20 protein-coding genes are annotated in these 24,815 nt (G+C 58.2%); 7 read left to right on the top strand and 13 right to left on the bottom strand.

All coding sequences use genetic code 11. The features are described 5' to 3' along the window. Positions 1-5: 5 nt before the first annotated feature. Positions 6-488, bottom strand: a complete 483-nt coding sequence (locus tag IPP95_11215; GenBank protein QQS71751.1) for a hypothetical protein — start codon at positions 486-488, stop codon at positions 6-8. A 366-nt stretch (positions 489-854) separates the two neighbouring features. Between IPP95_11215 and IPP95_11210 the strand changes: the two genes are divergently transcribed. Then, on the top strand, positions 855-1,625 hold the full coding sequence (locus IPP95_11210; GenBank protein ID QQS71750.1) for an HNH endonuclease: 771 nt from the start codon (positions 855-857) through the stop codon (positions 1,623-1,625). 30 nt (positions 1,626-1,655) lie between these two features. Here IPP95_11210 and IPP95_11205 read toward each other — a convergent pair whose 3' ends face one another. From IPP95_11205 to IPP95_11160, 10 genes are all read right to left on the bottom strand, one after another. Beyond that, positions 1,656-4,664, bottom strand: coding sequence for a type I restriction endonuclease subunit R (locus IPP95_11205; protein QQS71749.1), 3,009 nt, complete (start codon positions 4,662-4,664; stop codon positions 1,656-1,658). Beyond that, the gene (locus tag IPP95_11200; protein ID QQS71748.1) at positions 4,661-5,152 is read right to left on the bottom strand and encodes a DUF4411 family protein; all 492 of its coding nucleotides are present in this window, start codon (positions 5,150-5,152) and stop codon (positions 4,661-4,663) included. Before IPP95_11200 ends, IPP95_11205 begins: the two co-directional genes overlap by 4 nt. Then, positions 5,152-6,309, bottom strand: coding sequence for an ImmA/IrrE family metallo-endopeptidase (locus IPP95_11195; protein ID QQS71747.1), 1,158 nt, complete (start codon positions 6,307-6,309; stop codon positions 5,152-5,154). The genes IPP95_11200 and IPP95_11195 overlap by 1 nt, the downstream gene beginning before the upstream one ends. A gap of 36 nt (positions 6,310-6,345) precedes the next feature. After that, positions 6,346-7,755 carry a restriction endonuclease subunit S gene (locus IPP95_11190; protein QQS71746.1) on the bottom strand — a complete coding sequence of 470 codons (1,410 nt, stop codon included), beginning with the start codon at positions 7,753-7,755 and terminating at the stop codon, positions 6,346-6,348. Continuing rightward, positions 7,752-9,578 (bottom strand): DUF262 domain-containing protein, encoded by a 1,827-nt coding sequence (locus IPP95_11185; GenBank protein QQS71745.1) that lies wholly within the window; start codon positions 9,576-9,578, stop codon positions 7,752-7,754. The genes IPP95_11190 and IPP95_11185 overlap by 4 nt, the downstream gene beginning before the upstream one ends. A gap of 13 nt (positions 9,579-9,591) precedes the next feature. Beyond that, positions 9,592-10,500: an Abi family protein gene (locus tag IPP95_11180; protein ID QQS71744.1), complete on the bottom strand. Its 909-nt coding sequence runs from the start codon at positions 10,498-10,500 to the stop codon at positions 9,592-9,594. Between the two features lie 194 nt (positions 10,501-10,694). Then, on the bottom strand, positions 10,695-13,010 hold the full coding sequence (locus IPP95_11175; GenBank protein QQS71743.1) for an SAM-dependent DNA methyltransferase: 2,316 nt from the start codon (positions 13,008-13,010) through the stop codon (positions 10,695-10,697). A gap of 357 nt (positions 13,011-13,367) precedes the next feature. Then, positions 13,368-13,964: a hypothetical protein gene (locus IPP95_11170; protein ID QQS71742.1), complete on the bottom strand. Its 597-nt coding sequence runs from the start codon at positions 13,962-13,964 to the stop codon at positions 13,368-13,370. A gap of 111 nt (positions 13,965-14,075) precedes the next feature. Then, positions 14,076-15,875, bottom strand: a complete 1,800-nt coding sequence (locus IPP95_11165) for a hypothetical protein (GenBank protein QQS71741.1) — start codon at positions 15,873-15,875, stop codon at positions 14,076-14,078. A 183-nt stretch (positions 15,876-16,058) separates the two neighbouring features. Continuing rightward, the gene (locus IPP95_11160; protein ID QQS71740.1) at positions 16,059-16,700 is read right to left on the bottom strand and encodes a TIGR02594 family protein; all 642 of its coding nucleotides are present in this window, start codon (positions 16,698-16,700) and stop codon (positions 16,059-16,061) included. A gap of 690 nt (positions 16,701-17,390) precedes the next feature. Here IPP95_11160 and IPP95_11155 point away from each other — a divergent pair. From IPP95_11155 to IPP95_11145, 3 genes are all read left to right on the top strand, one after another. Continuing rightward, a complete protein-coding gene (locus IPP95_11155) occupies positions 17,391-17,810 on the top strand; it encodes a hypothetical protein (protein ID QQS71739.1) in 420 nt (139 codons plus the stop codon). A 646-nt stretch (positions 17,811-18,456) separates the two neighbouring features. After that, positions 18,457-18,948 (top strand): hypothetical protein, encoded by a 492-nt coding sequence (locus tag IPP95_11150; GenBank protein ID QQS71738.1) that lies wholly within the window; start codon positions 18,457-18,459, stop codon positions 18,946-18,948. Between the two features lie 185 nt (positions 18,949-19,133). Beyond that, the gene (locus IPP95_11145) at positions 19,134-19,889 is read left to right on the top strand and encodes a response regulator transcription factor (GenBank protein QQS71737.1); all 756 of its coding nucleotides are present in this window, start codon (positions 19,134-19,136) and stop codon (positions 19,887-19,889) included. 123 nt (positions 19,890-20,012) lie between these two features. Here IPP95_11145 and IPP95_11140 read toward each other — a convergent pair whose 3' ends face one another. Next, positions 20,013-20,825, bottom strand: a complete 813-nt coding sequence (locus IPP95_11140; protein ID QQS71736.1) for a universal stress protein — start codon at positions 20,823-20,825, stop codon at positions 20,013-20,015. A 135-nt stretch (positions 20,826-20,960) separates the two neighbouring features. Next, positions 20,961-21,689 carry a transposase gene (locus IPP95_11135; GenBank protein ID QQS71735.1) on the bottom strand — a complete coding sequence of 243 codons (729 nt, stop codon included), beginning with the start codon at positions 21,687-21,689 and terminating at the stop codon, positions 20,961-20,963. A 352-nt stretch (positions 21,690-22,041) separates the two neighbouring features. Here IPP95_11135 and IPP95_11130 point away from each other — a divergent pair, with 352 nt between their 5' ends. From IPP95_11130 to nuoL, 3 genes are read left to right on the top strand one after another with little or no spacing between them, the layout of a single operon-like run. Beyond that, entirely contained in the window at positions 22,042-22,575 is a 534-nt protein-coding gene (locus tag IPP95_11130; GenBank protein QQS74253.1) for an NADH-quinone oxidoreductase subunit J, read from the top strand. Beyond that, positions 22,575-22,904, top strand: coding sequence for an NADH-quinone oxidoreductase subunit NuoK (nuoK, locus tag IPP95_11125; protein ID QQS74252.1), 330 nt, complete (start codon positions 22,575-22,577; stop codon positions 22,902-22,904). The genes IPP95_11130 and nuoK overlap by 1 nt, the downstream gene beginning before the upstream one ends. Next, positions 22,898-24,814 carry an NADH-quinone oxidoreductase subunit L gene (gene nuoL, locus IPP95_11120; protein QQS71734.1) on the top strand — a complete coding sequence of 639 codons (1,917 nt, stop codon included), beginning with the start codon at positions 22,898-22,900 and terminating at the stop codon, positions 24,812-24,814. The genes nuoK and nuoL overlap by 7 nt, the downstream gene beginning before the upstream one ends. Position 24,815 lies beyond the last annotated feature (1 nt).

The raw sequence follows: 24,815 nt of genomic DNA, 5'->3' as shown, positions 1-24,815 counted from the left end.
ATCCCTCACACCCCCGTAAAGAACTTCTGCGCCATCTGCCCGAACTCCACGATCAGCTTACGGTCCAGATCGAGGTCCTTGCGGACGATGAGCAGGTTGTTGCACTCCGGCGTGATGGCCTTGCCCGCCGCGAGCTGCTTGTAGGTGAGACACTTGATATGCTTCTTGCTCACCACGATGAAGAAGGCGTGCGGCCACGGGTACTCGCCCTTGATGTCCTCGATGCTGAAGGTGCCGCTGGCGCGGTACTTCACCTCCACGAAGTGCAGCTTGTTGTTACGCGGGTCCTGCACCACGAAGTCCGGCATGCTGCGGATCTGCTGCTTCACAGCGCCGAAGGTCTTGCGCGTCAACTGCGCGATGCCCGGTATACTGCGTTCCATGCCGTAGTGGAAGACATTGAAGTCGTGCGCCAAGAAGAGCTCTTGGATGATGGTCTCGGCCACGCGGCCTTTGATGCTGTTTTGGGAGAAGGTGGAGAGGGCCATGGAATGGAATAGGTCAAGTCAAGTTGATCAGCAACGCAATATATCGAGGGGTGGAACAAATGCAAGGTTCAGCGGCTTCAGGCCTCTTTAGGCTAGTTGGCCTTCTGGCATTTTAAGCGCATTCGGTTTCTTGGTTTCAGGCCTCTAGGCGGCTTCAGGCCTTCATGCGCATTCGGACTCTATGTTTTTCAGGTCCCTTGCTTCTTGGCCTTCGGCTCAGGTATTTGGCGGGTTCAGGTTTTCTGGCGGATCAGGCCCTACGGCAATAAGCTCCCGGCATCGGCCACAGTAGGAATTGGACCGGATGCAATCAACCCTTAAGTGCTTGGCACGATAATAGAATAGAGCACCAAAAACTCAGCCACCATGAGCCACCTTCAATCCCTTAACGATCACACACGACGTGAAAGCGCACCCGTGCGCGGTTACCATCCTTACCCTCAGTCGATCCTGAATACGAGCGTTCTCCGTGTTGCCTCTGCAACCAAAGCCGACGAACTTCCTATCGCATTGTTCCGCTTCGCCCATTCATTGCAATGCGCCAACTGCGGAGTTACCGTTGACCAACCCAGTGCCTATTGCGGCTACCTGTGTCGGCAAAAGGCAGCGGCCATACGCTATGGAAGGGCCAAGTTGCGGGAAGGCATCTTTTGGAGATCTGACATCCTTGATGCCATATATACCCGCGTGAAAAGCATTTCAAATGGAGGATACAATTTGAAGGCCAGGAGCGTATCGATCATAGTACGCAAAGCTGTACACAAGAGAAGCCATAATAAGTGCGAACTATGCGGGAACCGCGGGACTGAGATCCATCATGCGAAGGGATCGTCCAGTGCGCTTGAGAACCTTCAACTGCTTTGTAAGGATTGCCATGATGATCTGCATGGTCGATCACTCGGATATGAAATTGCGGGTCCACATGTTCCTCGCGCTAGGTCGATGAGCCGGAAGGAACTCGAAGCGCATTTCCTGAAGCAACTCAGTCTGTTCACCTCGGGTGATGCATACATTCAGGCCATATTCAGCGAGACGCCTTTGCGCAATTGCTACGATCCAAAGACTTGGCAAAAGGCAGAGTGGGCCATGCGCGCGGAACGCTCCAAAGCATGGAAAGCGAAGCGAGCAAACGCTTAAGGCGACCTGCTATCGGAGAGCACAGGAATCTCAGCGCTCCAAATACGTCTGCCCAAACACACTATCCCCCAGCCACCGCTTGAAGCCAGGGTTATCGCTGAATTCCTTGAAGAGCTGCGTCTCGTCCTTCATCAGGCCTATCATTACGCGGAGCAGGGCCTTGTCCATCTCGATGCGGGCGTTCTGCTTGTCGCTGTTCTTGATGGCATTCTGGTAGGCGCTGTCGGCGGCGACCTTGGCTGGAATCTCCTTCGTTAGGCGCTCGGTGATGCGGTCCTTGTCCTCCCACGGGATGTTGCCCCAGTGCTCGTTGAAGACCTTGATGATGTTGCTCAGATGGTCCAGCTCCGGTTCCGGTTTGCGGCCACCGGCGGTGCCGGGGATGGGCGCTATCTCGCTGTCGGCGTCCGGCAGGTCGATGGCCTGCATGGCCTTTTTCTCCACGCGGTAGCTGTCCATGTCGATGGCCTCGAGAATGCCGCGTGCAAGATCCTCTTCCACCGGTGCGGGCAACTTAGGGATCAGGAAATTGAGGAAGATGCTGAGCTTCTCCCATTCCGGTTTCTTGTAGGGCAGTATGCCGCTGAGGAAACCGTAGGTGCGGCAGAAGGCCTTGGCGCTGCCCTTGAAGGCTACCTGCTGGTCTTCATCGAGGTCGGCCACGTAATGCGCCACGGTGATGTCGAGTGCGGGGTCGAGCGTGTCGCGTGAGGCACCGCCCAAGTACTTGGCAACGAAATCGTCGATGAGCGAAGTGTCATACAACCCGTGTCCGTCCAACGCACCGTTCAAGTCGTGCAGGATGTTCGGGTCGGTGCCTTCGCTGAGGATGGTGGTGCGATAGAAGTCGGCGAAGGATTGTTGGATGGTGTCCACGTCGTTCATGAAGTCGAGGACGAACACGTCGTGCTTCTGCGGGTGCGCACGGTTCAGGCGGCTCAGCGTCTGCACGGCCTTGATGCCGTTGAGCGTCTTGTCCACGTACATCGTGTGCATCAAGGGCTGGTCGTAGCCCGTCTGGAACTTGTCCGCACAGATGAGGAAGCGGTAGGGGTCCTGCTCTATCTCTTCTTCGATCTTGTTGCTCGGAAAACCGTTCATGCTGGCCTCGGTCACCTTGTGGCCATCCAACTCCTGTTCGCCGCTAAAGGCGATGATGGCCTTGTACGGACTCTTGCGCTCCGCCAAGTAGGCGTTGAAGGCTGCGAAGTATTGCATGGCTCGGTCGATGCCGTTGGTCACCAGCATCGCGCGGGCCTTGCCACCCACCTTGTTCTGCGCGAGGACCTGCTCATGGAAGTGATCGACCATGATCTCGGCCTTCATGCGGATGGCATGGTCGTGCCCTTCCACATAGCGGCGCAGTTTCTTGTTGGCGCGGCTGGTATCGAATTCCGGATCCTCCTCCACGCGCTTCACCAGCTTGTAGAAGCTATCCACCGGCGTGTAGTACTTCAGCACATCCATGATGAAGCCTTCCTGGATGGCTTGCTTCATGGTGTAGCTGTGGAAGGGCTTGAACTTCGTGCGGCCGTCGTGCTCATACGGCACACCGAACAGCTCCAGCGTCTTGTGCTTCGGCGTAGCGGTGAAGGCAAAGTAGCTGGCATTAGGCAAGAGTTTCTTCGCCTCGATCAAGGCGTTGATCTTGTCCTCCATCGTTTCCTCCTCCTCCTCTTCGCCGCTCAATGCAGTGTTCAATGCGGCGCTGGCCTTGCCGCCCTGACTGCTGTGCGCCTCATCGATGATGATGGCGAAGCGACGACCGGCATGCGCGCTGCCGATCTCGTCCAGGATGTGCGGGAACTTCTGGATGGTGCTGATGATGATCTTCTTGCCACCCTCGATCATCTCGCGAAGGTTGCCGCTGCGGTCCGCGTGGCCCACCACGGCACGCACTTGCGTGAATTGCTTGATGGTCTCGCTGATCTGCTTGTCCAAGTTGCGACGATCGGTAACGACGATGATGCTATCGAAGAGCACCTTGTCTTCGTGCTCCAAGCCGGTGAGCTGGTGCGCGAGCCACGCGATGCTGTTGCTCTTGCCGCTGCCCGCGCTGTGCTGCACCAGGTATTTCTGCCCTGCACCGTTGTCGCGTGCGTGCTTCAACAGGGCGCGCACCACGCTCAACTGATGGTAGCGCGGGTAGATCTGCGTCTGCTTCTTGCGGCCGGTCTTGTCATCCTTGAACTCCACCACCTGCGCGTAGCTCTCCAGGATGTTGCTCAGGCTCATCGGTGCCAGCACCCGCTTCCACAGGTAGTCGGTCTTCAGGCCATTGGGGTTGGGCGGATTGCCCGCACCATCGTTCCACCCTTGGTCGAAGGGCAGGAACCAACTGGCCTTGCCTTTCAGGTCAGTGCAGAATTTCACCAGCGCATCGTCCACCGCGAAGTGCGCCACGCAGCGACCGAACTGGAAGAGCAGTTCCTTGGGGTCGCGGTCGCGGCGGTACTGCTCCACGGCATCTTCCACGGTCTGCTTGGTCAGGCTGTTCTTCAGTTCGAAGGTGAAGATGGGCAGGCCGTTCAGGAAGCAGCACAGGTCCAACGAGAGTTTCGTTTGGTCGGGACTGAAGTGCAGTTGGCGGGTTACGGTGAAGCGGTTCGCGGCATAGTGCAGCGAGGCCGTTGCGTTGCCCGGTGTGGGTGTGGGGTAATACAGGTCAATGTGCAGCGGACCGTCATCGATGCCTTTGCGCAGGGCATGCACCACACCCTCTTTGGCGATCACGCCTTGCAGGCGGGCCAAGAAGCTGCGGCGCCGGTGGCTGTCGTTGGCCAGGTCCAGTTCTTCGGCCAGCTTTGGCTGGGTGGCTTCCAGAAAGAGGCGCAATTGGCGCAGGTCCACGGCATGGGCGCGGTCGTAGTCGCTGGCATCGCCGGGCAGCCAGCACTGGCCATAGGTCCCAGCGGGGTCGGCCACGGCGGCAGCAAGGTCCTTGGCTTCGTGGCCCTTGGTCTTCGCGGCCCCGTTGCCGGTCATGTCCGCCACGATCAGGGCCTCAAGGCCGGCTTCGCTGGTGTTGGTACTGCTCATGCGGCTTCGAGTACAAAGCGGGCTTTCAGCGTCCGCAGCATGTCATGGGTGCGTGCAATGTCCACGTCGAAGGCTTTGCACACCGTGGGGATCTTGACCTTCTTCTTCCCATCCTCGTGTACTTCGCGGGTCACGACGGTATGCCCGTGCGCCTTCGCGTAGGCGATCAACTTCAGGTCGGTGGACGAGAGGAATTCATTCTTCGCAGACTCCAGATACGGCTGCCGCATGGTCCACTCGGCCAGTTCTGCGAGCCATTTGGTCACCCCGGCGTCGAGGCCCTTGAACAGGGGTCCCTTTCGTGCTTCGCCCCAGGCTTTCAAGGGACCACCGTAGGGCTCCAGTTCATCGGCCACTTGCACGATGCTCAACACTTGACCCGCCTGCGCTTGCACGTCCAACCATTGCCAAAAGGCCGGACAGAAGTCCATTCCGTAGTAGTGGTTCTTCGCGTCGATGAGCGAATCGGCGTCCAAGCAATAGGCCATCAGACTTGGAAGTTGAATTCGCGGGCCACTTTCTGGAAGGTCTCGTACTTGGCCAGGCCCAACAATTTCAGGCCTTCGCGGTAGGAGGTGCGACCTTCCAATGTGCTGGCGATGATGGCACGTGCGAAACGGCCACTGGTGCGTGTCTTGTAGGTGTTGTAGAAACTGCCGCCGGACGGACGCTGCGCGCGTTGCGCATCGAACTGCGCTTTGATGGCGCTGATGCGGGCGATGAAGTCCGGCTTCGTGATCAGGCCAAGGTCCAGCAGGCGGCGCAGCATCACCATGGCGCTGACCTTGAAGTGGCGTGCCAGCCGGTCCGCCGGGTCGCCGTTGCTGCCGATGGCCGCATGCAGGGCACGCAGTTCCTCTTCGGGTACCAGCAACTCCGCCGCAACCTGGTTGCAGAAGCGTTCGATCACATGGTCCGAAGGAAAAGTGTCGTGCAGGTTGGAAATGCCCGAAGCCTTCACAAAGACGTGTACCAGTTCGTGCGCAAGCGTGAACATCTGGGCGCTCAGGTAGTCCGCGCCATTGATAAAGATGAGCGGGGCGAACTCGTCCGCGATGGCGAAACCCCGGAACTCCTCCACACTGAGGGGACGGGAGGTGTTGTTGCCCACCACGCCGTTGCGCATCACCAGTACGTCGCGCTCCTCGATGTGCGCGACCATTACGCGCAAGGCGTCCTCCCAAGTGCTTTCCTGGCGGCGCACTTCGGTACCGATGGCCATGGTATCGCGGATGAGCGCTGCGGCCTTCGCGATGGACATGGATGGGGTGATGCTGCCCACGAAGGCCAGGGGCTCTTCGCCCTCGGCGATCAGGTATTCCCTGTACCAATCCTGGCGCAGGATCGCGATGTCCACCGTATCCACTAGCTCCGTGCTTGCGCGGCGCACACGCTGGTCGCCCAAGGTGCGGAAGTCCGGTATGTCCAGCTTTACCTCGGGCGGTTCCTTCAGGAAGAGGTAGCCGTACGGAGCGTGGGTCTTGTCCGCCAGGCGTTGCGCCCAATCCGCTTTGATCACACCGGTCTCCTCCCACTCTTCCACGCGCTTGGGCACCAGGCCCATCTTCTGGGCAAGGTCATCCCGCGTGAGCCGCGCGCGTTCGCGCGCCCACTGCAAGAGGCTGGGTTGTAGGGTGAGATCCATTGGGCCAAGTACCACAAAGTTCGGTTATCGCTCTTTCTACTCTTCTCCAGCCTCCTCTTCCACCTCCATTTCCTCCTCCTCCATTGTCTGATCGTCTGATCCACCAATTGTCTGATCAGTGGGCAAGGCTTGTGCGGCTGCTCTTACATCCACCGCACCCGTTACCACATTCGCGATCAGGCGCGTGTGGTACTCGTGTACTTGTTGAATGGTCCGAAGCATTAGCGAGATGTTCTGGTCGATATGCGTTACATGTTGGTTGATGTGATCAGCAATGATTCCTTGTTCCTCAATTGGCGGGTAGGGCATTGCCATGCTTCCCACTCGTGCGATGCTCAGATTGCCTTGTGTATTGACCGGTGCTTCGGCAAGAAGCTCAGGTTTCATCGCCGTGAGAGTCAGATACAGATAGTCTTGATTCGTTTGTGCAAATGGTAGAAAGCCTATAACGCTGTCCGGCGCACAAGAATCGAAGGAGAGAACCGCCACGTCACCAATGTTGGCTGCAATGGCCATAACGAGCGTACCCTTCGGAAACAGTTTGCTAACCGAAAGACCTTTCTCATTCAGCGTTTGCTTGTACTCGGTGATGAACTTGTTCGCGCGTGCAATTGAACCGGTCTGTATGAAGGGATACGACCCACCATAGAACCTTGGGTCATTCCTTGGCCGATGCGAGAACTTTCCGCGCAGAATTGTAGCCGCTTGTTTCAGCTGCTTCACCTCCCAATGCTCCGGCACCTCCCCCAGCCACTCCACGCCGCTGGGTTTCAGTTTCACGTTGGGGTCCAGCCCGCGCGTAACGGCCCGCTGGATGATGGCCTGCTTTTGCTCCTGCAAGCGCGCAATGAGGGTGCGCTTGGTGCGGATGTAGCGCTTCACCTTGGCATCCAAGGCCTGCAGGTAGCGGACGATGAGGTGTTGTTCGTCGGGGGGCGGCAATAGCGTTGGTAGCCTAAAGAACACCTCGGGATACAAGCGCAGCCGACTATCCATTACACCTGTTGAAACGGTCTTGAACAGGCCATTATACAGATCCGTGCGGTAGATGTAATGCAGGTATTGCGGGATGACCTGGTCGGTCGTGACACGGAAGACGCTGTATGCCGGACTTGTTATGCCTGCGATCGGAGAAACCGCCTGACTTCCACGCCAAGCGAGCATGATATTCATGACCAGATCACCGGGCTCAACAAGCTTGTAGCCGACCAATGTCTTCGCGGTAGTCACCAAACCCGAGCCACCGCGCATTGAATCCTTGCGCCGTGTGATGCCCGTGTATTGTGAAACCGAAAGCAGGTCTTCCTTGCCGGTCTTGCTCCGCACGTTCACTTCGCGCAGAAAGTTCTTTGTGCGCAGCAACGCCCAATGCTCCGGCACCTGCTGGAGCCAGGGTACGCCTGCGGGCTTGTAGGCGGGGTAGGGGTTGAGGGTGGTGTTGCTCATGCTGGCACTCCTTGTAGAAGATGTGCGGGGTCCCAGATCTTCTCGGCCAACTGCCGATAGAGATCTCCGCGTGCTTCAAGTTCTGTCTTCTTGAACGCTGGCATTGGAGCGAACGGGATCTCGCTTTCGCTTTTGAACCGGATGAACCCTGGGTTGTGTTGGTAACACTGTGGGTGCAGTGAACGGGCCAACAGGTTCTGCGTGTTGTAATGCGGCAGCTTCTCTATGTATGTCAGATCCCCGTAACTCGCGTTGAAACTCTTCGGCAAGAGAAGGAGGCCCCCGATCCGGTTGCGGTACTCAGCGAAGTCAGCCGGGTGGTCGAACTCATCGGTGTGTCGTTCAGCATGGTCCGCCCAAATGTGTTCCACCTCACAGCGTGTCTTTCCTTCGCTGACATAATCCAAGTAGCGTGACGGTTGTCCTGAACTGGTCTCCACGAAGTCCGTGATCCGCGCCAAGAGTCGATGGATGTAATAGCGGTTCTGCTGGTGAACGCGCAGCCGGTCGTTGCTCGTGAAATTCTCGCTCTCCTTGGTCAGAAGGTCGTGAAGTTTCTGGGACAGGGCATCAACGGCGAGCCCGCGAATATCTCGCATGACGAGGAACATGGCATACTGCATTCCTGAATAGGAGATCGTGCGGAAATTCCATAATCGCCATGTCAACAGAATGTCCAAGTAACGGGCGACAAGTCCTGCTTTTCGCACCACGACCTCATCGCTATCATCCGGATCAAGTGGCGACATCAACAACATGTATTGCAGCGTGAAGCCATGTTGCGCATTGTATAGCACGTGTTCAAGGCCCGGAACAGGCCGCTTGCCTGCGTCGATCAACCGGAGATACTGTCGGCTATAGAATTCGAAATCGCGATCGATGAAGCGATAGAAGTCTGCGCTTTGTTTGAGACCGACAACGTCCGACGTATCCCGCAACCATCGGTGGAACTCGGTTCCGATCCGATCGAAATCCTCTGGCCTTGCATTCTTCTTGCGTTCCCTGATCTTGGTTGCATACTGGCTACGCAACCAAGTTTTGAAGAAGTCCGACTCCACCTCCTTTCCAGCCTCATTCAGGACACGAATGCGATCACGCCACTTCGTGTTCGCTGCGGTCCTTTTGTTCTCGTCAATATTCGCAAGTAGATAGCCCTTCAACATATCCGTCGGGCTCAATGAAAGCCCCCGGTCGTTCATCGTCTCGAAGATGGTGTAAGCATCATCATCGGAGTAGGCCGTGATCTCCACCAAGTGAACGTTCTCCAACAGCCAATCAATGAAGTAAGGAAGGGCATCATCACGCAATTCCTCAGGGAAGCAGCTCTCAAGATCGCGATAACGCTGTACCAAATTCTGCACAGATTCCGGTCGGTCGGTCACGTCGAAAGGAAGCCCCTCGTATAGTGCATCCATCGCTGGTGTGCGTTCATCCACATGCAGGTTGTACGACTTCTGGTCGAACTTCTCCGAGAAGATGAGCTCGTCCACCTTCACTTGTTTCTCCCGCCCCTTCTGTAGGTTACGCAAGAGGATCAGCAGCAACGTCAAGCTCGTAAGGCGCTGCTGGCCATCCACGATGTAACCGACATTCTCCTTCTTGCTGATGATGATCGAACCCAAGAAGTAATGCGGGTATTCGGCGACCTTGGCCCGTGGATGTCCCGGCTGGTACTCCTCCAAGAACTTGTCGCTCAGGTCATCCACAAGCTCGCGGATCTGCTTCTCATGCCATTTGTATTCCCGCTGGTAGTAGTCAATGGAGTACTTGACCTCCTTGAGCAATTCGCGAACGGTCTTGGCCTTTCCTAGAATCTCTCTCATGTTCGTTGAATACTCAATTCTTCCAAAGTGGTTCGTCCCTCCAGTTCGGTGTGAACCCCATATAGGACTCTAGCACCTCTGGATGGTCGGCAAGCAGTTTGTTCAACTTCGTGCTGAATGATGTACTGGGTATGAAGCGGGCCAATAAGTAGCGGACCACAGCCAACACCGCATAGAGCTTGCGTTCCTCTCCCGGGCCAGGAACCGCCTTCAACCAAGCATGCTGGGGGTTGTTGGGAAGTACGGGTGCCTTGGGGATCCGTCTGTTCCAGAGCCGGGCGTGATGGGCCGCAGTGTTCCGTACGAAGGAAAGACTCTCCATCCAGGACAAGAGCACTTGTGCGTCCACACCATAATGGTCCGCCACAGCCTTTAATTCAGGGCAAGAGCGAAGATTCTTCATAAGGCGGCTCACTTGGCCGAACGAGACCAATTGAAACACCATCCAAGCAGGTGGTCTAACCCCATTGTTATACTTCTGCCGATAATGCTTGATAAAGACCTCACTGGTGCGTTTGATCTCATCGTCCACACACTCGAGGAACTTCTGCTGGTGATAGGGCTTCGTGTAAAGCGCAGGGTCCTCATACCAGTTCTTCCCTTTGGTCTCACAGAATTCCTGGATCAATCGGGTCTTGATGGAGATCTCAATGCGCTCGATCTCATCAAACAGTAACATGCGCAGCTTGCGGTCGAAGACGTAAGTGTCCACCACACGATGGAACTCGGTGCCTTCCTTGAATTTGTGGGCCGCTTGCGGCAGTTCCAAGAAAATGTACCAGTAGGCACTAAGCCGGTAGTAGCTGATATTGGTAAGGTAGGTCCGGGCCTTGGCCTCATCGCTGATCACCATGCCTCGCTCTCGGAGCAGGTCGATCTGCTTATCGAGCGTCAGTGGCTCCTTTGCAAATTCCACACCCATGGCTCAGTTGGCTTGGGTGCAAAAAAAGAGCCGCCCTGGTGCGCTGTTCTGATGGGAAGCGTGGCGGCTACTGTTGCTGCAAACGTACGTACATAGACCATTGATACACAAGCCTATTAACAACTTATCCACAATTGGCAGATTGTGTAACTGTGCGTAACTGGGTGGTACGTACCTGTTCAACCAACTGTTCATCAGGCTGATATAATTTCATTCAACAAACCTTCCGTCTCCTTCTCAAGTGTCACAATGTCAGACCGGATCTCCTCCAAGCTGCGCAGTGGCTGGGGCTTGTAGAAGTACCGGTTGAAGCTCACTTCGTAACCGATCTTGGTGGCTTCTTCATCGATCCATGCTTCCGGCGCATAAGGCAACACCTCGCGGCGGATGAATGCTTCAATACCGCCCCCTTCGAGCAAGGGGATCTGTTCATAGTCGCGTAGCTCGCCGTCCGGCTCGCATTCGATCACGCAGTTCTTGCCATCAACTACCGCCTCGAACAAGCCGTGTAGCGGATCGGCCTTTGCTTTCCCTGGCTTGTGGACCTTTTTGATCACGGGCGGTGCGGCCTCATCGCGGTAACTCACCGCGTTCACGAGCAGTTTGCGTTCGGGCTTGCTGAGGCTGAACTTCAATTCCTTCTCGGCCGCATCCAGCGCCTTGTCCAGTTCGATCAGGTCGTTGAAGACGGTGGTGCCAAAACGCTTCAGCAGCTCACCACCGATGTCGGCCAAGCGCAGGTCACGCTCCCAGGTCTTGGCATCGAGCAGCTTCTTGCGCTTCTTCTCGGGGATGGCCTTTGCCTTGGGTGCATCTTCGTCACCGTCCTCGTCGTCGCTGCCTTTGCTTTGCTCGTCCAACCAAGCTTCCATGGGCTTGCGCAGTTTTGCGAAGTCCTCGCCGAGCGCATCACCGAATTCCTCGTACAGGGCCATGCGCAGTTCCGCATCACCACTGGCGAAGCGCAATTCCTCCACCACTTGCCGGGTGAACTTGGCGCGCAACTTCAGCGGCCGTTCCACCTTCACCTTCCAATAGCCAAAAGCCTTGTTCGGGAAGATCTTGCTCTGCTCGGTCTCCTTGAAATCGAGGAAGGTGTCCACAATGCGCTGGATATCCTCCTCGCCCAGCTCGCAGTTCTTGCTGCCGAGGTTCTTCCGCAGGGGCTTATACCATTGCGTGGCATCGATCAGCTGCACCTTGCCTTTGCGGTGCTCCGCCTTGCGGTTGCTGAGCACCCAGATGTAGGTGGCGATGCCGGTGTTGTAGAAGATGTTGAGCGGCAGGGCCACGATGGCGTCCAGCCAATCGTTCTCAATGATCCAGCGGCGGATGTTGCTTTCGCCCTGCCCGGCATCGCCCGTGAAGAGCGAGCTGCCGTTGTGTACCTCGGCGATGCGGCTGCCCAGCGGCGTGTTCCGCTTCATCTTGCTGAGCATATTGGCCAGGAAGAGCATCTGGCCATCGCTGCTGCGCGTGATCAGCGAATACTCAGGATTGCCGTCATGCTCGATAACGAAGCGCGGGTCCTTCATGTCACTCTTGCCGCCCATGCGCTCCAGGTCCTTCTTCCAGCTTTTGCCATAGGGCGGGTTGGCGAGCATGAAGTCGAATTCGCGGCCCGGGAAGGCATCGTTGCTCAGTGTGCTGCGCTCACCGCCGCCCACGATATTGTCGGCGCCGTCCCCCTCGCCCTTCATCAGCATGTCGGCTTTGCAGATGGCGTATGTTTCGTCGTTGATCTCCTGTCCGTAGAGGTGCGTGGCGATCTGCTTGTTCTGTTTCGCGCCGATCTCTTTGAGCGTCTCCTCCGCCACGGTGAGCATGCCGCCGGTGCCGCATGCGCAGTCATAGAGCAGGTAGGTGCCGCTCTCGATCTGGTCGGCGATGGGCATGAACATCAGCTTGGTCATCACCTTCACCACGTCGCGCGGGGTCCAGTGCTCACCGGCCTCCTCGTTATTCTCCTCGTTGAACTTGCGCACCAGCTCCTCGAAGATGGTGCCCATGCTGTGGTTGTCCAACCCCGGCAATTGGCCCACGGGCTTCGGGCTGAAGTTGATGGTAGGGTCCAAGTATTTCTCGATGAGGTAGCCGAGCGCGTCGGCTTTCACCAACTTCGGCACTTGGATGCGGAAGGAGAAGTTGACGAAGATCTCTTGCACATTGGGACTGAAGCCGTCGAGGTAATCGAGGAAGTCGGCCTGTAGCGTTTGCGCGTTGCTGCGGTTCTTCAGGTCGCGCAGGGTAAAGGCGCTGGTGTTGTAAAAAGCCTGCTGCGCAGCGGCGCGCAGGGCCTCGTCCTGGTTCACGATGCCTTGCTTGTCCAAGGTCTTCTTCAGGTCGAGCACATCCTTTTTGGTGGGTTCCAATACCGCGTCCAAGCGACGCAGCACGGTCATGGGCAGGATGACGTCGCGATACTTGCCGCGTACATAGAGGTCGCGTAGTACATCGTCGGCTATGCCCCAGATGAAGGAAACGATGCGGGTGTGGAGGGCGTGGTCCATGGGTGGATAAGGAAGGGATAGAAGGCTAAAGGGCGCTCAAAGTACCTAATTCCACAAACCGTGAGAACCGCCTGAGCCTGAACCCGCCAAACGGCCGAAGAACTGAATGCGCCTTGAATACCAAGAAGACAAATGCCAAGCCGACGCGTAACCCCCACCCTGAGTTAAAGGCCCAATGCATGAATGCGCCTAAAGCAAGCCCAAAGCCAAGAAACCCAATACGCCTGACCCCGACCAAACGATCGAAATACACCTGAACACCCGAACGCAGCCGAAGAGGCCTGAAAGGCTTCAGCCCATGCCTGAGCCAAAGCCAAGAGGCCAAATGCCCGGTTAGCTCATTGGCGCTGTTTTCGGCTATCGAGTCTCACTCTTGAATGTTAACGATATGCTGTGGGATGCGGTCAGCTCCTTGCTCCCTTCCAAATCCAAACCAACACCCCAGACCTCGAACTCGACCCCACCGCTCGTTGACTTTGTCACCCCGAACGAAATCTCGATCGTGAAGGAATTCTTTTCCAAGCCTTGGATGGCAGAACTCGCTCTCTTCCACTGCGCCGCTGATGCAGAAATCGCCTTGCGCAATGCTTCGTGGAGTTTCTCCTTGCCCTTGGTACTGTCCATGGCCACCAAAGATTCCATCTTCGCATAGGAGTACTTGACGCTGCTCGCCTTTTCCAATTGCCACTTCTTGGAAGCCTTAACGAAGATCTTGAACCCCCCACCCGCATCGGTGCTCCGTATGGTTTTGAGCGTCACTTCAGCCGTTGAAATTTCCAGTCCGTTCGCTTTCAGATCCTCCCTGGCAAGGCCAATACCGATATTAACCTCCTGCACGACCTCATCCAATCCCCTTGTTTCGATCCCATCGGTCTTAGCGGCCGGTTGTTTCTGTGCTTGAACGGCCATGGCCATACATAACGTCAGCACGAGCATCGTCAAAAGCTTTTTCATGGTCTTGTTTGTTGGTTGGTTGTTCTATTCAGAATGTGCCTTCTGCCGTCACTTGATCTTTAGTGTCTCTAGTGAACTTGATGTCGTAGTTGATGATGAAGGCCAGTTTGTTCATCCTTTGGCGGCGTTCAACCAGAAACGTAATTGCGCCACCTTGATCTTCCCGTCCGCATCAAAATAGACATCCTGCCAAGCGTTTGGATCCGTTTTCAAGTAGCCCGCGTTCGGATCTACCTTGCCTTGTGAGAGCCGGTAGCGCCAAGCAAAGTGATCGTAAACATCAAGCACATGGGATGCATAGGCCTCGGCCAATTTGCGGTTGCCACGGATGATGGCGAGGTTCTCATCGTTATTGTATGACGCCCTGTGCCCAAGATTGTGGCTGCCCATGATCACGACGCAATCATCGCTGAACGGGTCGATAACTACGATCTTATCGTGGATCACCGCAAAGCCGGCGGAGAGGATCTCTTCGATCCAGCCCTCCGGGACGGTCTTCTCATCAAGCGCCCTAGCGGCGAACACGCGGCCATCCTGCTTGTACACCTTCTTCACTCCCTTGTCCTTTTCTTCTTTCGTCAACTTCGGTGGCGTCATGCCGTGCAACTGGTAGTAGAAGCCCTCGGCGGCGCTAATGTGTGTAACGCACCCGCGCACGAACACGTCCGGCTTGCTCTTCTGCACATCCGCTGCCCAGTTCGTAAGGCATGGTGATCCAGGATAAAAGGCGAGCATGAGCACGGCCTCCTTGGCCTCATGCATCAGCTTTTGCACTTCCTGCATATCGGGCGGTGTCTTTTCGTTCTTTGTATTCGAGGCCCTCAGTTTCGGCGTGTTCGGCGAGAACCAACTGGTCCACGTTCCGTCTTTCCCAAGGTCGATGGTCTTGCTCTTCGCGTTGAGGTCGCGGAGCGCTTTGGCTTGCAACTTGGTCGCATCCTTCTTGGCCGCTTTGGTATCCTTCTTCAGTTCTTCCCAGTACGTCAGATAGCGTTCCGCAACCTGGGGGTTGTCGATCACTACCGTATTGTTCGTTTGGGTACACAAGCCAGTGAAGGTCCAGTTCGTGGATCCGCAGAGCACCGCTTGGGCCTTACCGTTCTTGTCCACATGCACCAGGAACTTGTTGTGGCCGATCTGTCCTTTCTTTAACAGGCGATCGTACATATCTGCCCCGCCCCGTTTCAGGCGGCCGCGCGAAACCTTGTTCCCATCCGCCATGCCCCCGGTCTCCTTGTCATCAGACGAAGGGTTGCTCAACACGATATGTAGCCGATCGCCCAGATGCATGAGCAGCCCCTCCAGTTCCTCATCATTCAATTCGTACAAAGCGGCATAGATGTGCCCATCCGTTCCTGTGCGCCGCATGAATTCCGTGAGGGCCTCAACCATATCTCCGCTCAGACTCGCGCGCAGATCGTCCTTTACGTCCGCAACACGCGCCAGCAGTTTGCCCTTGGCGGGCTTGCCATCCAGCGCACGGGAAATGCGTTGTGTACTGATAAGGCCCCGGTTGAAGTAGGCTTTCATCTTAGGGGAGACCTCGGCACCGATGGTGACCTTGTTTGTTGCCAATTCCTCCACGTTCATGGGCTTCAGCTTGCCGGGCTTACCCTCCAAGGCTACGATGCGGTAGCTGAACGTGTCCAGATCCCCTTTGCTATGCTCCTTGATCAAGCGGGCATACACATCCTTCCAATAGAACTTTTGGTACGGAGCATCCTCGCAGGTTTGGCCCTTCTTCCAAGGATGCCCTTTGAATGTTGCCTTGGCAGGCAGGGCCTCCTTCTTGCCGTTCTTGTCGATGCGGTAAATCGCGTAGCCCATGCAACCGGGCAACTTCTTGCCGTGTGTCCATGCGATGGTGATCACATCATTGTTCGCGAATGCCAGTGCAGCTGACTTGGCCATGGTGGTTGGTATTTGGTGTGTTGTGATCTGTTCTCTTTGCTAGAAGTTGCGGTGCTACTTGATCCCCACGCGAAGTACCTGCAGCACTGACCAAAGCACTCAAGAGCACATACACCAGCACCAAGCCAGCAATCATATCGAGGTAGGGGTTCTCAAGCATCGGATGGTGGTCTTGTTGCTCTGTCAAGGTTTCCCTCGATAACCGAGGACCCTGCTTGCTGAGTAGCTTGTGATGCTGACGGAGTTGCTCTGATTGCCGCCCAAGACCAAAATTCCTGTGCCGCGTGTTTCCAAGTAGAAGGCCACGTGCGCTGCTTGGTTGTTCGTGGGGTCACTGCGGTCGAAGACCACTATACAGCCGTGTTCGGGTGTGCTCAATTCGCGGCCCCATTTATTCCAACTGCGAGCCGCGGCACTCTTGGTGCCATTGATCTTCGCTTGGGCCATACACCAATTCACGAAAGCGGAACACCACGGCGTTTCGTCGGTGGTGGCCTTGTAAGAACAGGTTTGGAAGTACTCCAGGATGCGCGGGTTCTGGCTCGGCCCTGGATATTCCTTGGTGCCGATCTCCGCACGGGCGGCCTTCAACCAGCTCGGGTCATCGATCGGTGGCGCGGTGGCGACGGGTTCGATGTAGCTTGTGCTTACCCAACCGATCAGTTCACCGTCGCGGAGTTTCGCCCGAACCCGTGCCCACCCTTTGGTTGGTCCTTGTAGGAGGTCCAGCGCGGTGTGTTGGGGTAGGCGACCGATGATGGCGTGTTCGGTACTCGGTCCTTCGCGAAGCCGAAGTACGGATGCTGTGGTGCGATGGGTGGGCATCGGCTTGAATTGCACGTCAAATCTTAGCTGGCAGGCTGCCGTCCGCAATACCCGGAAATGGGTATTTTGTATTTGTATGCACTGGCGTCCGGGAAATTTTCCAGCAACGTCCCGGAATGTCCATCCTGTACGGTTGATCGTCCATATCACCGACAAGGGCCCCACCTATCGCATTCGGAAATAAACACCGGCTGCGACCCCTTCAGGGTCGAATATCCTCTTGTCCATGAATACAAAATGCTGCGACCCCTTCGGGGTCGAAACCCGGCAGCAACGAGGCTTTTGACCCTGAAAGGGTCACAGCCTGTTGCACTGGGAGTTAGGTCGACAACGACCCTGAAAGGGTCGCAGCCGTTGTTTGTCATTTTTCCCCGGACGCCAGTGATTTGTATGGCAAAGCGCTTTTCACGGCTCAGGGTGGTCGCCTTTGGGATCCCATCGGATCCGGAGCAAGCCGGAAACAAACCGATCCTGGCTGCGCCACTGGCGCAGGTGACATACCAAGAAGGAGAAAGAGACGGGCGGAAGGCCTTAGTGTGCCGGGCTTAGAGCCCGGCGGACTGATATTGGGCGGTCATCGACCGCCACTTGCTCAGTGTACCCCGCCACTTGCTCCGGGGCGCATGAAAAGCGCTTCCGGTCAGGGGACTTTTGACCCGTCATCAACGACAACCAAAAACCCGAACGACCATGAACACCGCAAAACGCACCCTCCTCTCCGCCGCCATCGCCGCCGCCCTCATCTGCTGCTGCTCCCTCCATGCCAACGCCATGGACGGAGCACCTGAAGGGGTCTCGGGCGCGGTGAACGTCCTGCGCATCGAGCCCGTGGACATGTTCCTCATGCCCACCATTGACACGGTGAACACTTCGCATCGCACGGTCCGCGCCGGTGCCGATGGCCAGTTCCATGTACAGGTGACCGCGGCCGACGGCACCCTGATGATGGAAGGCAGCTACAGCGATGTGGAGTGCTTGGTGCAGAACGGGCTTTTCACCTACTACTACGGCAATGGCCAGGTCAGCGACCGGGGTTACTACGAGATGGGCACCAAGACGGGGACCTGGATGCACTTCGATGCACGGAAGATCGCCCTGGCCGCCAAGTAGCCTTGAACGTGCCTCGGAGATCGGCAAGCCCATATCGCTCGTGCAAAGGCCGTCCATCGACGGCTTTTTGCGTTGGGACCCGGCCAGCATCACCGGACCCCGTCCTCCGGTGATGGTCCAGTCCCCAAGAAGAACTCTTTGGGCACGGCCATCACCCACAGCCGCTCGCGCTTGGTGCGGAAGCAGCACGGTGGCATCCATTATGAGGACTTGGACTTGCCCCCAAGGCGCACACTTGGTGGTCCATATGCCGGGCTGGAGGAGCCCGGCGGACCATTATCAGGTGTGCCGGCAATGCAAAGGGGAACCGCAACGACCGCAACGAAATGCGAGAGCATGGAACCGACGCTGTGTCACCCTCCTCATTGCGGGCGTTGCGGTTAAAAAACACCACCGATCCGCGTTGCGTTCGTTGCATGCGTTGCGGTTAATAACCATCGCTGCCCCGCGTTGCGGTTGATCGAGCAAGCCTGCACCGCAGGCGCCGGCGGGAGGGCTGGAGCCCGGCGCACCATTATTGGGCGTCACCCCCCGCCACTTGCTCAGTGGACCCCGCCACTTGCTCCGGGGCGCATGAAAACCGCTTCAGGTCAGGGGACTTTTGACCCGTCATCAACGATAACGAACCAAAAAAACCCCGAACACTATGAACACCGCAAAACGCACCCTCCTCTCCGCCGCCATCGCCGCCGCCATCATCTGCTGCTGCTCCCTCCACGCCAACGCCATGGACGGAGCACCTGAAGGGGTCTCGGGCGCGGTGAACGTCCTGCGCATCGAGCCCGTGGACATGTTCTTCATGCCCACCACCGACACGGTGAACACTTTGCAGCGCGTGGTCAGCGCCGGGGCGGATGGCAAGTTCACGGTACAGGTCACCGCGCCCGACGGCACCCTGATGATGGAAGGCAGCTACAGCGACCCGGAGTGCCTGGTGCAGAACGGGCCCTTCACCTACTACTACGGCAATGGCCAGGTCAGCGCCCAAGGTTCCTACGCAATGGGCATCAAGACGGGGCTCTGGCTACGCTTCGACGCCCATGGGACCACCTTGGCCGAACGCGTCTATACCGGGTTGACCTGGGAGCAGACACAGTTCCAGCTCGAACAGAACTCCGTCGCCTCCACGCAGCGTTGAGAACGTTCCGATCGAACGAGCAATGGCCGTCCATCGACGGCTTTTTGCGTTGGGGCCCTTGGTGCCGGCATCGGCGGTCTTGTGCCGGGTCGGACCGGAGGCCCTTGTGGGCCGGGTTGAAGCCCGGCGGACCATAATTGGACTGGATAATAATTGGCCTATCTTCCAGCGCTTAAACCTTCCCCATGCCAGCACAGACGGCCGTGATCGTGGACGATGAGAAGCACTGTCAGGACGCTTTGTCCGGGGTGCTGAAACGCAACCATCCGGAGGTCGAACTGCTGGGTATCGCCAGTAGTGTGGAGGAGGGGCTGGAACTGCTGGGCCGCACCACCCCCGATATCCTCTTTTTAGATATCGAGATCGGTGACCGCACCGGCTTCGAGCTGCTTGAAGCGCTGGGTCCCGACCGGCCGCACGTGATCTTCCAGACCGCGCATGAGGGCTACGCCGTGAAGGCGATCCGCTTCAGTGCCTTGGACTATCTCTTGAAGCCCGTGGACCCCGACGAGCTGACGGAGGCCTTGGGCAAGGTGAAGCAAGCCACACGCATCCCGCAGGACCCGGAGCTGTTCCGGGCGTTACTGCACAACCTCTCCGGTGCCGCGAACGGGCCGTCCAAGATCGCGTTGCCGGTGGCGGACGGACTGGAGATGGTGGACCCGCGGAACATCCTCTATTGCGAATCCGACAGCAACTACACCATCGTGCATCAGCAGGACCAGAAGCGCCTGCTGATCACGCGGACGCTGAAGCAGTTCGAGGACATGCTGGGCGGGCAGGGTTTCGTGCGCGTACACCACTCCTACCTGATCAACACGCGGCATGTGAAGAAGTACATCCGCGGGGAAGGTGGCGAGGTGATCATGAACGATGGCACCAATGTGGCGGTCTCCCGCAGGAAGAAGCAGGAGCTGATGGACAGTTTGTCCCGGCTGTGAGCGCGCCAAGCGTGCTTGGCATTATGGGCCGGGCCGGAGCCCGATAGGGCATCTGCCGGGCCGGGCCCGGCGGACCAAAATTGGGGAGGCTGGAGGCCGGCGGACTGAAATTGGGGGGATGCCCTACGTCGGCACCGCCATTATGGGGCAACGCACCGCGCGCAACACGCGCTCGGTCTTGCTCCCGCGGAGCATGTCGAGGAAGCCATCGTGGCCTTTGGTGGACATCACCACCAGGTCCGCGCTGGTCGCGTCGGCCACGTTCACAATGGTTTCCACGGGGTCGCCCAGCCGGAGCATGTGCTCGGTGGTCCAGTTCGGATGTTCCGGAACGGTGACCACGGGTGCCTTGTATTCCCCGCCTACATGCAAAAAATTGAAGCGCACGCGCCCGTCCGCCAGCGCTTTCGCGGTGCTTACGGCCATGTCGATGGCGCGCTGCGGGTCGGGGTCCACCGTTACCGGCACGAGGATGCTCCGCAGGTTGACCTTGCCGGTGTCGGCATCCACCAAGCCCTTGGCGTTCTCGGGGACGAAGAGGGTGGGTTCGCCGGCACCGCGTGCGAGCGGCTCGGCCACCTTGCGCTTGCGCCAGTTGTTGCCACTGCCTTGGTGGGTGGCCAGCACGATGAGGTCGGACCGATGCTCGCTCAGGTAGTCCAAGCAATTGCTCACCGGGCGATCGCCCTTCATCATCTGCTTGTTCACACGGATGCCCATCTGCTCGAACTCTTCGAGGTCGTGCTCATCCTTCAGCATGCCCCAGCGGCTCAAGGTCTTGCGCACGCCGGGCAGGTCGGACCACTCACCTTCACCGGTGCCGTCCACGTGCATGATGGTGAGCGCGCTTTTGGTCGTGGCGGCGAGGCGCAGGGCGATCAGGAAGGCCGTGGTGCTACCGTGGCCAAGGTCGGTGGGATGGAAGATGTGCTTCATGGATGGGATGGTGCTGCAAGATAGCCGCGGGTGGTGGGCTGGAAGTTGAGCTTGATCAGGTGATCAGATGGTGGAATGCCGTGGCCGGAGGTTATGGTTATGGTCATGGCCGGGCTGGAGCCCGGCGGACCGGGGTTATGGGGTGGGCGGATCGTCGCTCTTTGAGGCGGAGGAGAAGGGCCAGTCCTCCGGCTTTTGTACCAGTCGAGCTTTTACCGGGTTCATGTGGATGTAGTTGACGGTGTTGGCAAAATGCGCGCTGTCGCGCATGAAGCGGTCAAAGTATTCGCGCTGCCACACGGGGCCGGCCGCCCCCAATTTTGGTCCGCCGGGCTCCAGCCCGGCCGTTGATGCCAACAGCTCTTTCCGATGCGCACTGATCCTCCTGCCAGTGAACGATTTCCAGGACGCCACGATCTTGCTCATCGTCCAACCCGCTTCCGGCTGGAACAGCACATGGACATGGTTGGGCATGATGCACCACGCATAGAGCGTGTAGCGGTCGCCGTGGAAATGCAGCAGGGTTGAATCGATCAGCTCCGCGATGAACGGATCGCGCAGGATGCAGCTTCCATGGCCCGCGTCGAGGTAGGCGTTCACACGCTTCTCTTGCTCGGGGCTGCGCAGGCTTGGCGGCAGGCTCATCAGCTCCGCTTCCATTTGTTGCACTACCTGGCGTGGGAGGCTGTCCTCGAGGCGGAAACAGACATGTTGGACGAGGTCCGTGCTTTCCACGTGAGGGAGGTAGTCGCGGTCCCACCAGATGTGCGCTCCTGGACGCAGCTTTCCCGCTGCGTCCAGACCATCCTTTAAGCGTCCGGTGCCTTGCTTGTTGGGATCGTCTTTGTCGTTGTCGGTGGGCATGTGTCGGCTCGTGGGAGTTGAAGGAACTCGGTAAGTTCCGAAGATATGGGTCGGGATCTGGTTATGAGGCGCTGGGCCGGGCTGGAGCCCGGTTGGCTAGCTGCCGGGCTGGAGCCCGGCGGACCGTTATTGGGCGATAAGCACTGTAGGTATCAACTCCCCTCTCCCTCGGAGAGCTTCCCAGTCCCGCAGCAGCGGGGGGCCGGGGTGAGGGCATAACACTCCCCTCCGAACAACTAACCACCACCCATGCTCGCCAATCCAAACGGAGCGTTTACTTTCGCCGCCGTCCGATACGTATCGGAACCCCTTCCGGGCCGCTATGCTATACCTCTTCTACTTCTTCGCTGCTATCTCGGTCATTGCCGCGTTGGTGGTGGTGTCGGCGAAAAGCCCGATCAATAGCGTGATCGCGCTGGTGGTGTGTTTCCTGAGCATCGCGGCGCACTACATCCTGCTGAACGCGCAGTTCCTCGCCATGGTGCATGTGATCGTCTACACCGGCGCCATCCTGGTGCTGATGCTCTTTGTGATCATGCTGCTGAACATGAACACGATCGTGGAGGTGCGCAAGCCGATGGTGACGCGGATCCTCGCGGTGGTGACGGGCGGCCTCTTCTTCTTGGTGCTTTTGGCGGCTACGCGCTCCGGACTGAGCACGCCGGTGCCCGAAGGCTTCGACCCCGGCATCGGGCTGGTGAAGCGCATCGGCATGTCCCTCTTCCAGGATTTCCTCCTGCCTTTCGAGCTGAGCAGCGTCCTCTTCCTTTCGGCCATGGCCGGGGCGATGATGCTGGCCAAGAAGGACGACCCCTCCAACGTGAACCGCCCGCCCAGCAGCGAGCCTGACCTACGGCAGGCAGGACCTAACGAGAAGGCCGCATGATGGAGAACGTGATGACCGCCATCCGCTTGGTGCCGCTGGACCACTACCTGATCCTCAGCTTCCTGCTGTTCAGCATCGGGATGGTCGGGGCCTTGGTGCGGCGGAACATCATCATCGTGATCATGTGCCTGGAGCTGATGCTCAACAGCGTGAACCTGCTGCTGGTGGCCTTCAGCGCCTACCACAGCGACCCCGGCGGACAGATCATGGTGTTCTTCATCATGCTGGTGGCCGCGGCGGAAGTCACGGTGGGCTTGGCTATTTTGGTGTTGCTGAAACGCAACACCAACGGCGTGGACATGAACCAATTGAACCGCCTGAAATGGTGAGCGCACTGGATCTGCATGTGCTGATGGTCCCGGCCTTCCCGCTGCTCGGCGCGGTGGTGATCGGTGCGATGCGCCGCAAGCTGAAGGGCAACACGGCGGGCATCCTCGGGACGGCATTGATCGCCTTATCATTCGTTGTCAGCGCCATCCTCTTCCTGCATCGCGGCGCGGATGAGCCGACGCACATCACCACGCTCTTCAACTGGATCCACGTGGGCGCGATGGACATTCCCTTCGCCTTCCAACTCGATGCGCTCTCGCTGTGGATGATGCTGATCGTCACCGGCATCGGCACGCTGATCCACATCTACTCCATCGGCTACATGCACGACGATCCGCGCGTGGCCACCTTCTTCGCACAGCTCAACCTCTTCAGCTTCAGCATGCTGCTGCTGGTGATGGGGTCGAACTTCCTGGTCACCTTCATCGGCTGGGAAGGCGTGGGCCTGTGCAGCTACCTGCTGATCGGCTTCTGGTACACCACCCCTGAGTTCAACTACGCGGGGCGGAAGGCCTTCGTGATGAACCGTATCGGCGACATCGGCATGGTGCTGGCGATGGCGCTGATGTTCTATCAGTTCGGCACGCTGAACTATGTGGACGTGATGAAGCAGGGCGGCATGATGGCCACCGGCAATCCGCTGATCGTTACCGCTACGCTGCTGCTCTTCCTCGGTGCCACCGGCAAAAGCGCGCAGTTGCCGCTGCTCACCTGGCTGCCCGATGCCATGGCCGGTCCCACGCCGGTTAGCGCGCTGATCCACGCCGCTACCATGGTGACGGCCGGCATTTTCCTGGTGGTGCGCAGCTCGGTGCTTTTCCAACTCGCACCTTACACGCAAGACATCATTCTGTGGGTGGGCGTGGCCACGGCGCTGTTCGGTGCCACGGTGGGCTTGTTCCAGAACGACATCAAGAAGGTGCTCGCCTATTCCACCGTGAGCCAGTTGGGCTACATGTTCGCCGCGCTGGGCGTGGGCGCGTACAGTGCCGGCATGTTCCACGTCACCACGCACGCGTTCTTCAAGGCGCTGCTCTTCTTGGGCGCGGGCAGCGTGATCCACGCGCTGGGCGGCGAGCAGGACATCCGCAAGATGGGCGGGCTGAAGGGCGTGACGAAGACCACGTACATGACCTTCCTCGTGGCCACCGTGGCCATCGCGGGCATCCCGCCGTTGAGCGGCTTCTTCAGCAAGGACGGCATTTTGGCGAGCACGTTCGCGGAAAGTCCGTTGGCATACGGCGTCCTCGTTTTCGCCGCGATGCTCACCGCGTTCTACATGTTCCGCCTGTTGTTCCTCACCTTCTTCGGCACCTACCGCGGCACGGCACACCTGCCTGCCGGACAGGCAGGTCCGCATGAAAGCCCGAAGGTGATGACAGTGCCGCTAATGGTGCTGGCGGTGCTGAGCGTGATCGGCGGAGCGCTGAACATCCCGCACATCTTTGGCGGCCACGACTGGCTGAAGACCTTCCTCGCCACCGCCGCTGACGGCATCGGCATGGAGCGCTTGGAGCTTTCCGCCAGCACGGAATGGATGCTGATGGCACTGAGCACGTCGCTGGTGCTGCTGACCATCTGGTACACGTGGACGCTCTTCGGCAAGAAGACCACGCTGGACGGCGAGCCCGCCGACATGCCTTTCTTGAAACGCCTGATCGCGAAGCGCTGGATGCTGGACGAACTCTACGCCTGGCTGTTCGAGAAACCTTACAGCTGGATCAGCAGGCACTTCTTCGGCATCGGCGAGGAGAAGATCGCCGTGCCCGCCACCGTCGGTACCGGCAAGGCCGCGCTGGGCCTCGGCGAATGGCTGCGCAAAGTGCAGACCGGCAACACGAGCTTCTACCTCTTCGGCATGATGGTGGGCGTGGTCGTTCTCTTGATCATCACCTTATTCGGCGTGTAGC

It is taken from the genome of Flavobacteriales bacterium (assembly GCA_016700415.1).
Lineage (GTDB): Bacteria > Bacteroidota > Bacteroidia > Flavobacteriales_F > PHOS-HE28 > PHOS-HE28.
This window is presented reverse-complemented; position numbering and strand designations above follow the sequence as displayed.

Coding starts and splice junctions, on each gene's coding strand:
- IPP95_11215 (QQS71751.1), bottom strand. CDS start 488: ATGGCCCTCTCCACCTTCTCCCAAAACAGCATCAAAGGCCGCGTGGCC.
- IPP95_11210 (QQS71750.1), top strand. CDS start 855: ATGAGCCACCTTCAATCCCTTAACGATCACACACGACGTGAAAGCGCA.
- IPP95_11205 (QQS71749.1), bottom strand. CDS start 4,664: ATGAGCAGTACCAACACCAGCGAAGCCGGCCTTGAGGCCCTGATCGTG.
- IPP95_11200 (QQS71748.1), bottom strand. CDS start 5,152: ATGGCCTATTGCTTGGACGCCGATTCGCTCATCGACGCGAAGAACCAC.
- IPP95_11195 (QQS71747.1), bottom strand. CDS start 6,309: ATGGATCTCACCCTACAACCCAGCCTCTTGCAGTGGGCGCGCGAACGC.
- IPP95_11190 (QQS71746.1), bottom strand. CDS start 7,755: ATGAGCAACACCACCCTCAACCCCTACCCCGCCTACAAGCCCGCAGGC.
- IPP95_11185 (QQS71745.1), bottom strand. CDS start 9,578: ATGAGAGAGATTCTAGGAAAGGCCAAGACCGTTCGCGAATTGCTCAAG.
- IPP95_11180 (QQS71744.1), bottom strand. CDS start 10,500: ATGGGTGTGGAATTTGCAAAGGAGCCACTGACGCTCGATAAGCAGATC.
- IPP95_11175 (QQS71743.1), bottom strand. CDS start 13,010: ATGGACCACGCCCTCCACACCCGCATCGTTTCCTTCATCTGGGGCATA.
- IPP95_11170 (QQS71742.1), bottom strand. CDS start 13,964: ATGAAAAAGCTTTTGACGATGCTCGTGCTGACGTTATGTATGGCCATG.
- IPP95_11165 (QQS71741.1), bottom strand. CDS start 15,875: ATGGCCAAGTCAGCTGCACTGGCATTCGCGAACAATGATGTGATCACC.
- IPP95_11160 (QQS71740.1), bottom strand. CDS start 16,700: ATGCCCACCCATCGCACCACAGCATCCGTACTTCGGCTTCGCGAAGGA.
- IPP95_11155 (QQS71739.1), top strand. CDS start 17,391: ATGAACACCGCAAAACGCACCCTCCTCTCCGCCGCCATCGCCGCCGCC.
- IPP95_11150 (QQS71738.1), top strand. CDS start 18,457: ATGAACACCGCAAAACGCACCCTCCTCTCCGCCGCCATCGCCGCCGCC.
- IPP95_11145 (QQS71737.1), top strand. CDS start 19,134: ATGCCAGCACAGACGGCCGTGATCGTGGACGATGAGAAGCACTGTCAG.
- IPP95_11140 (QQS71736.1), bottom strand. CDS start 20,825: ATGAAGCACATCTTCCATCCCACCGACCTTGGCCACGGTAGCACCACG.
- IPP95_11135 (QQS71735.1), bottom strand. CDS start 21,689: ATGCCCACCGACAACGACAAAGACGATCCCAACAAGCAAGGCACCGGA.
- nuoK (QQS74252.1), top strand. CDS start 22,575: ATGGAGAACGTGATGACCGCCATCCGCTTGGTGCCGCTGGACCACTAC.
- nuoL (QQS71734.1), top strand. CDS start 22,898: ATGGTGAGCGCACTGGATCTGCATGTGCTGATGGTCCCGGCCTTCCCG.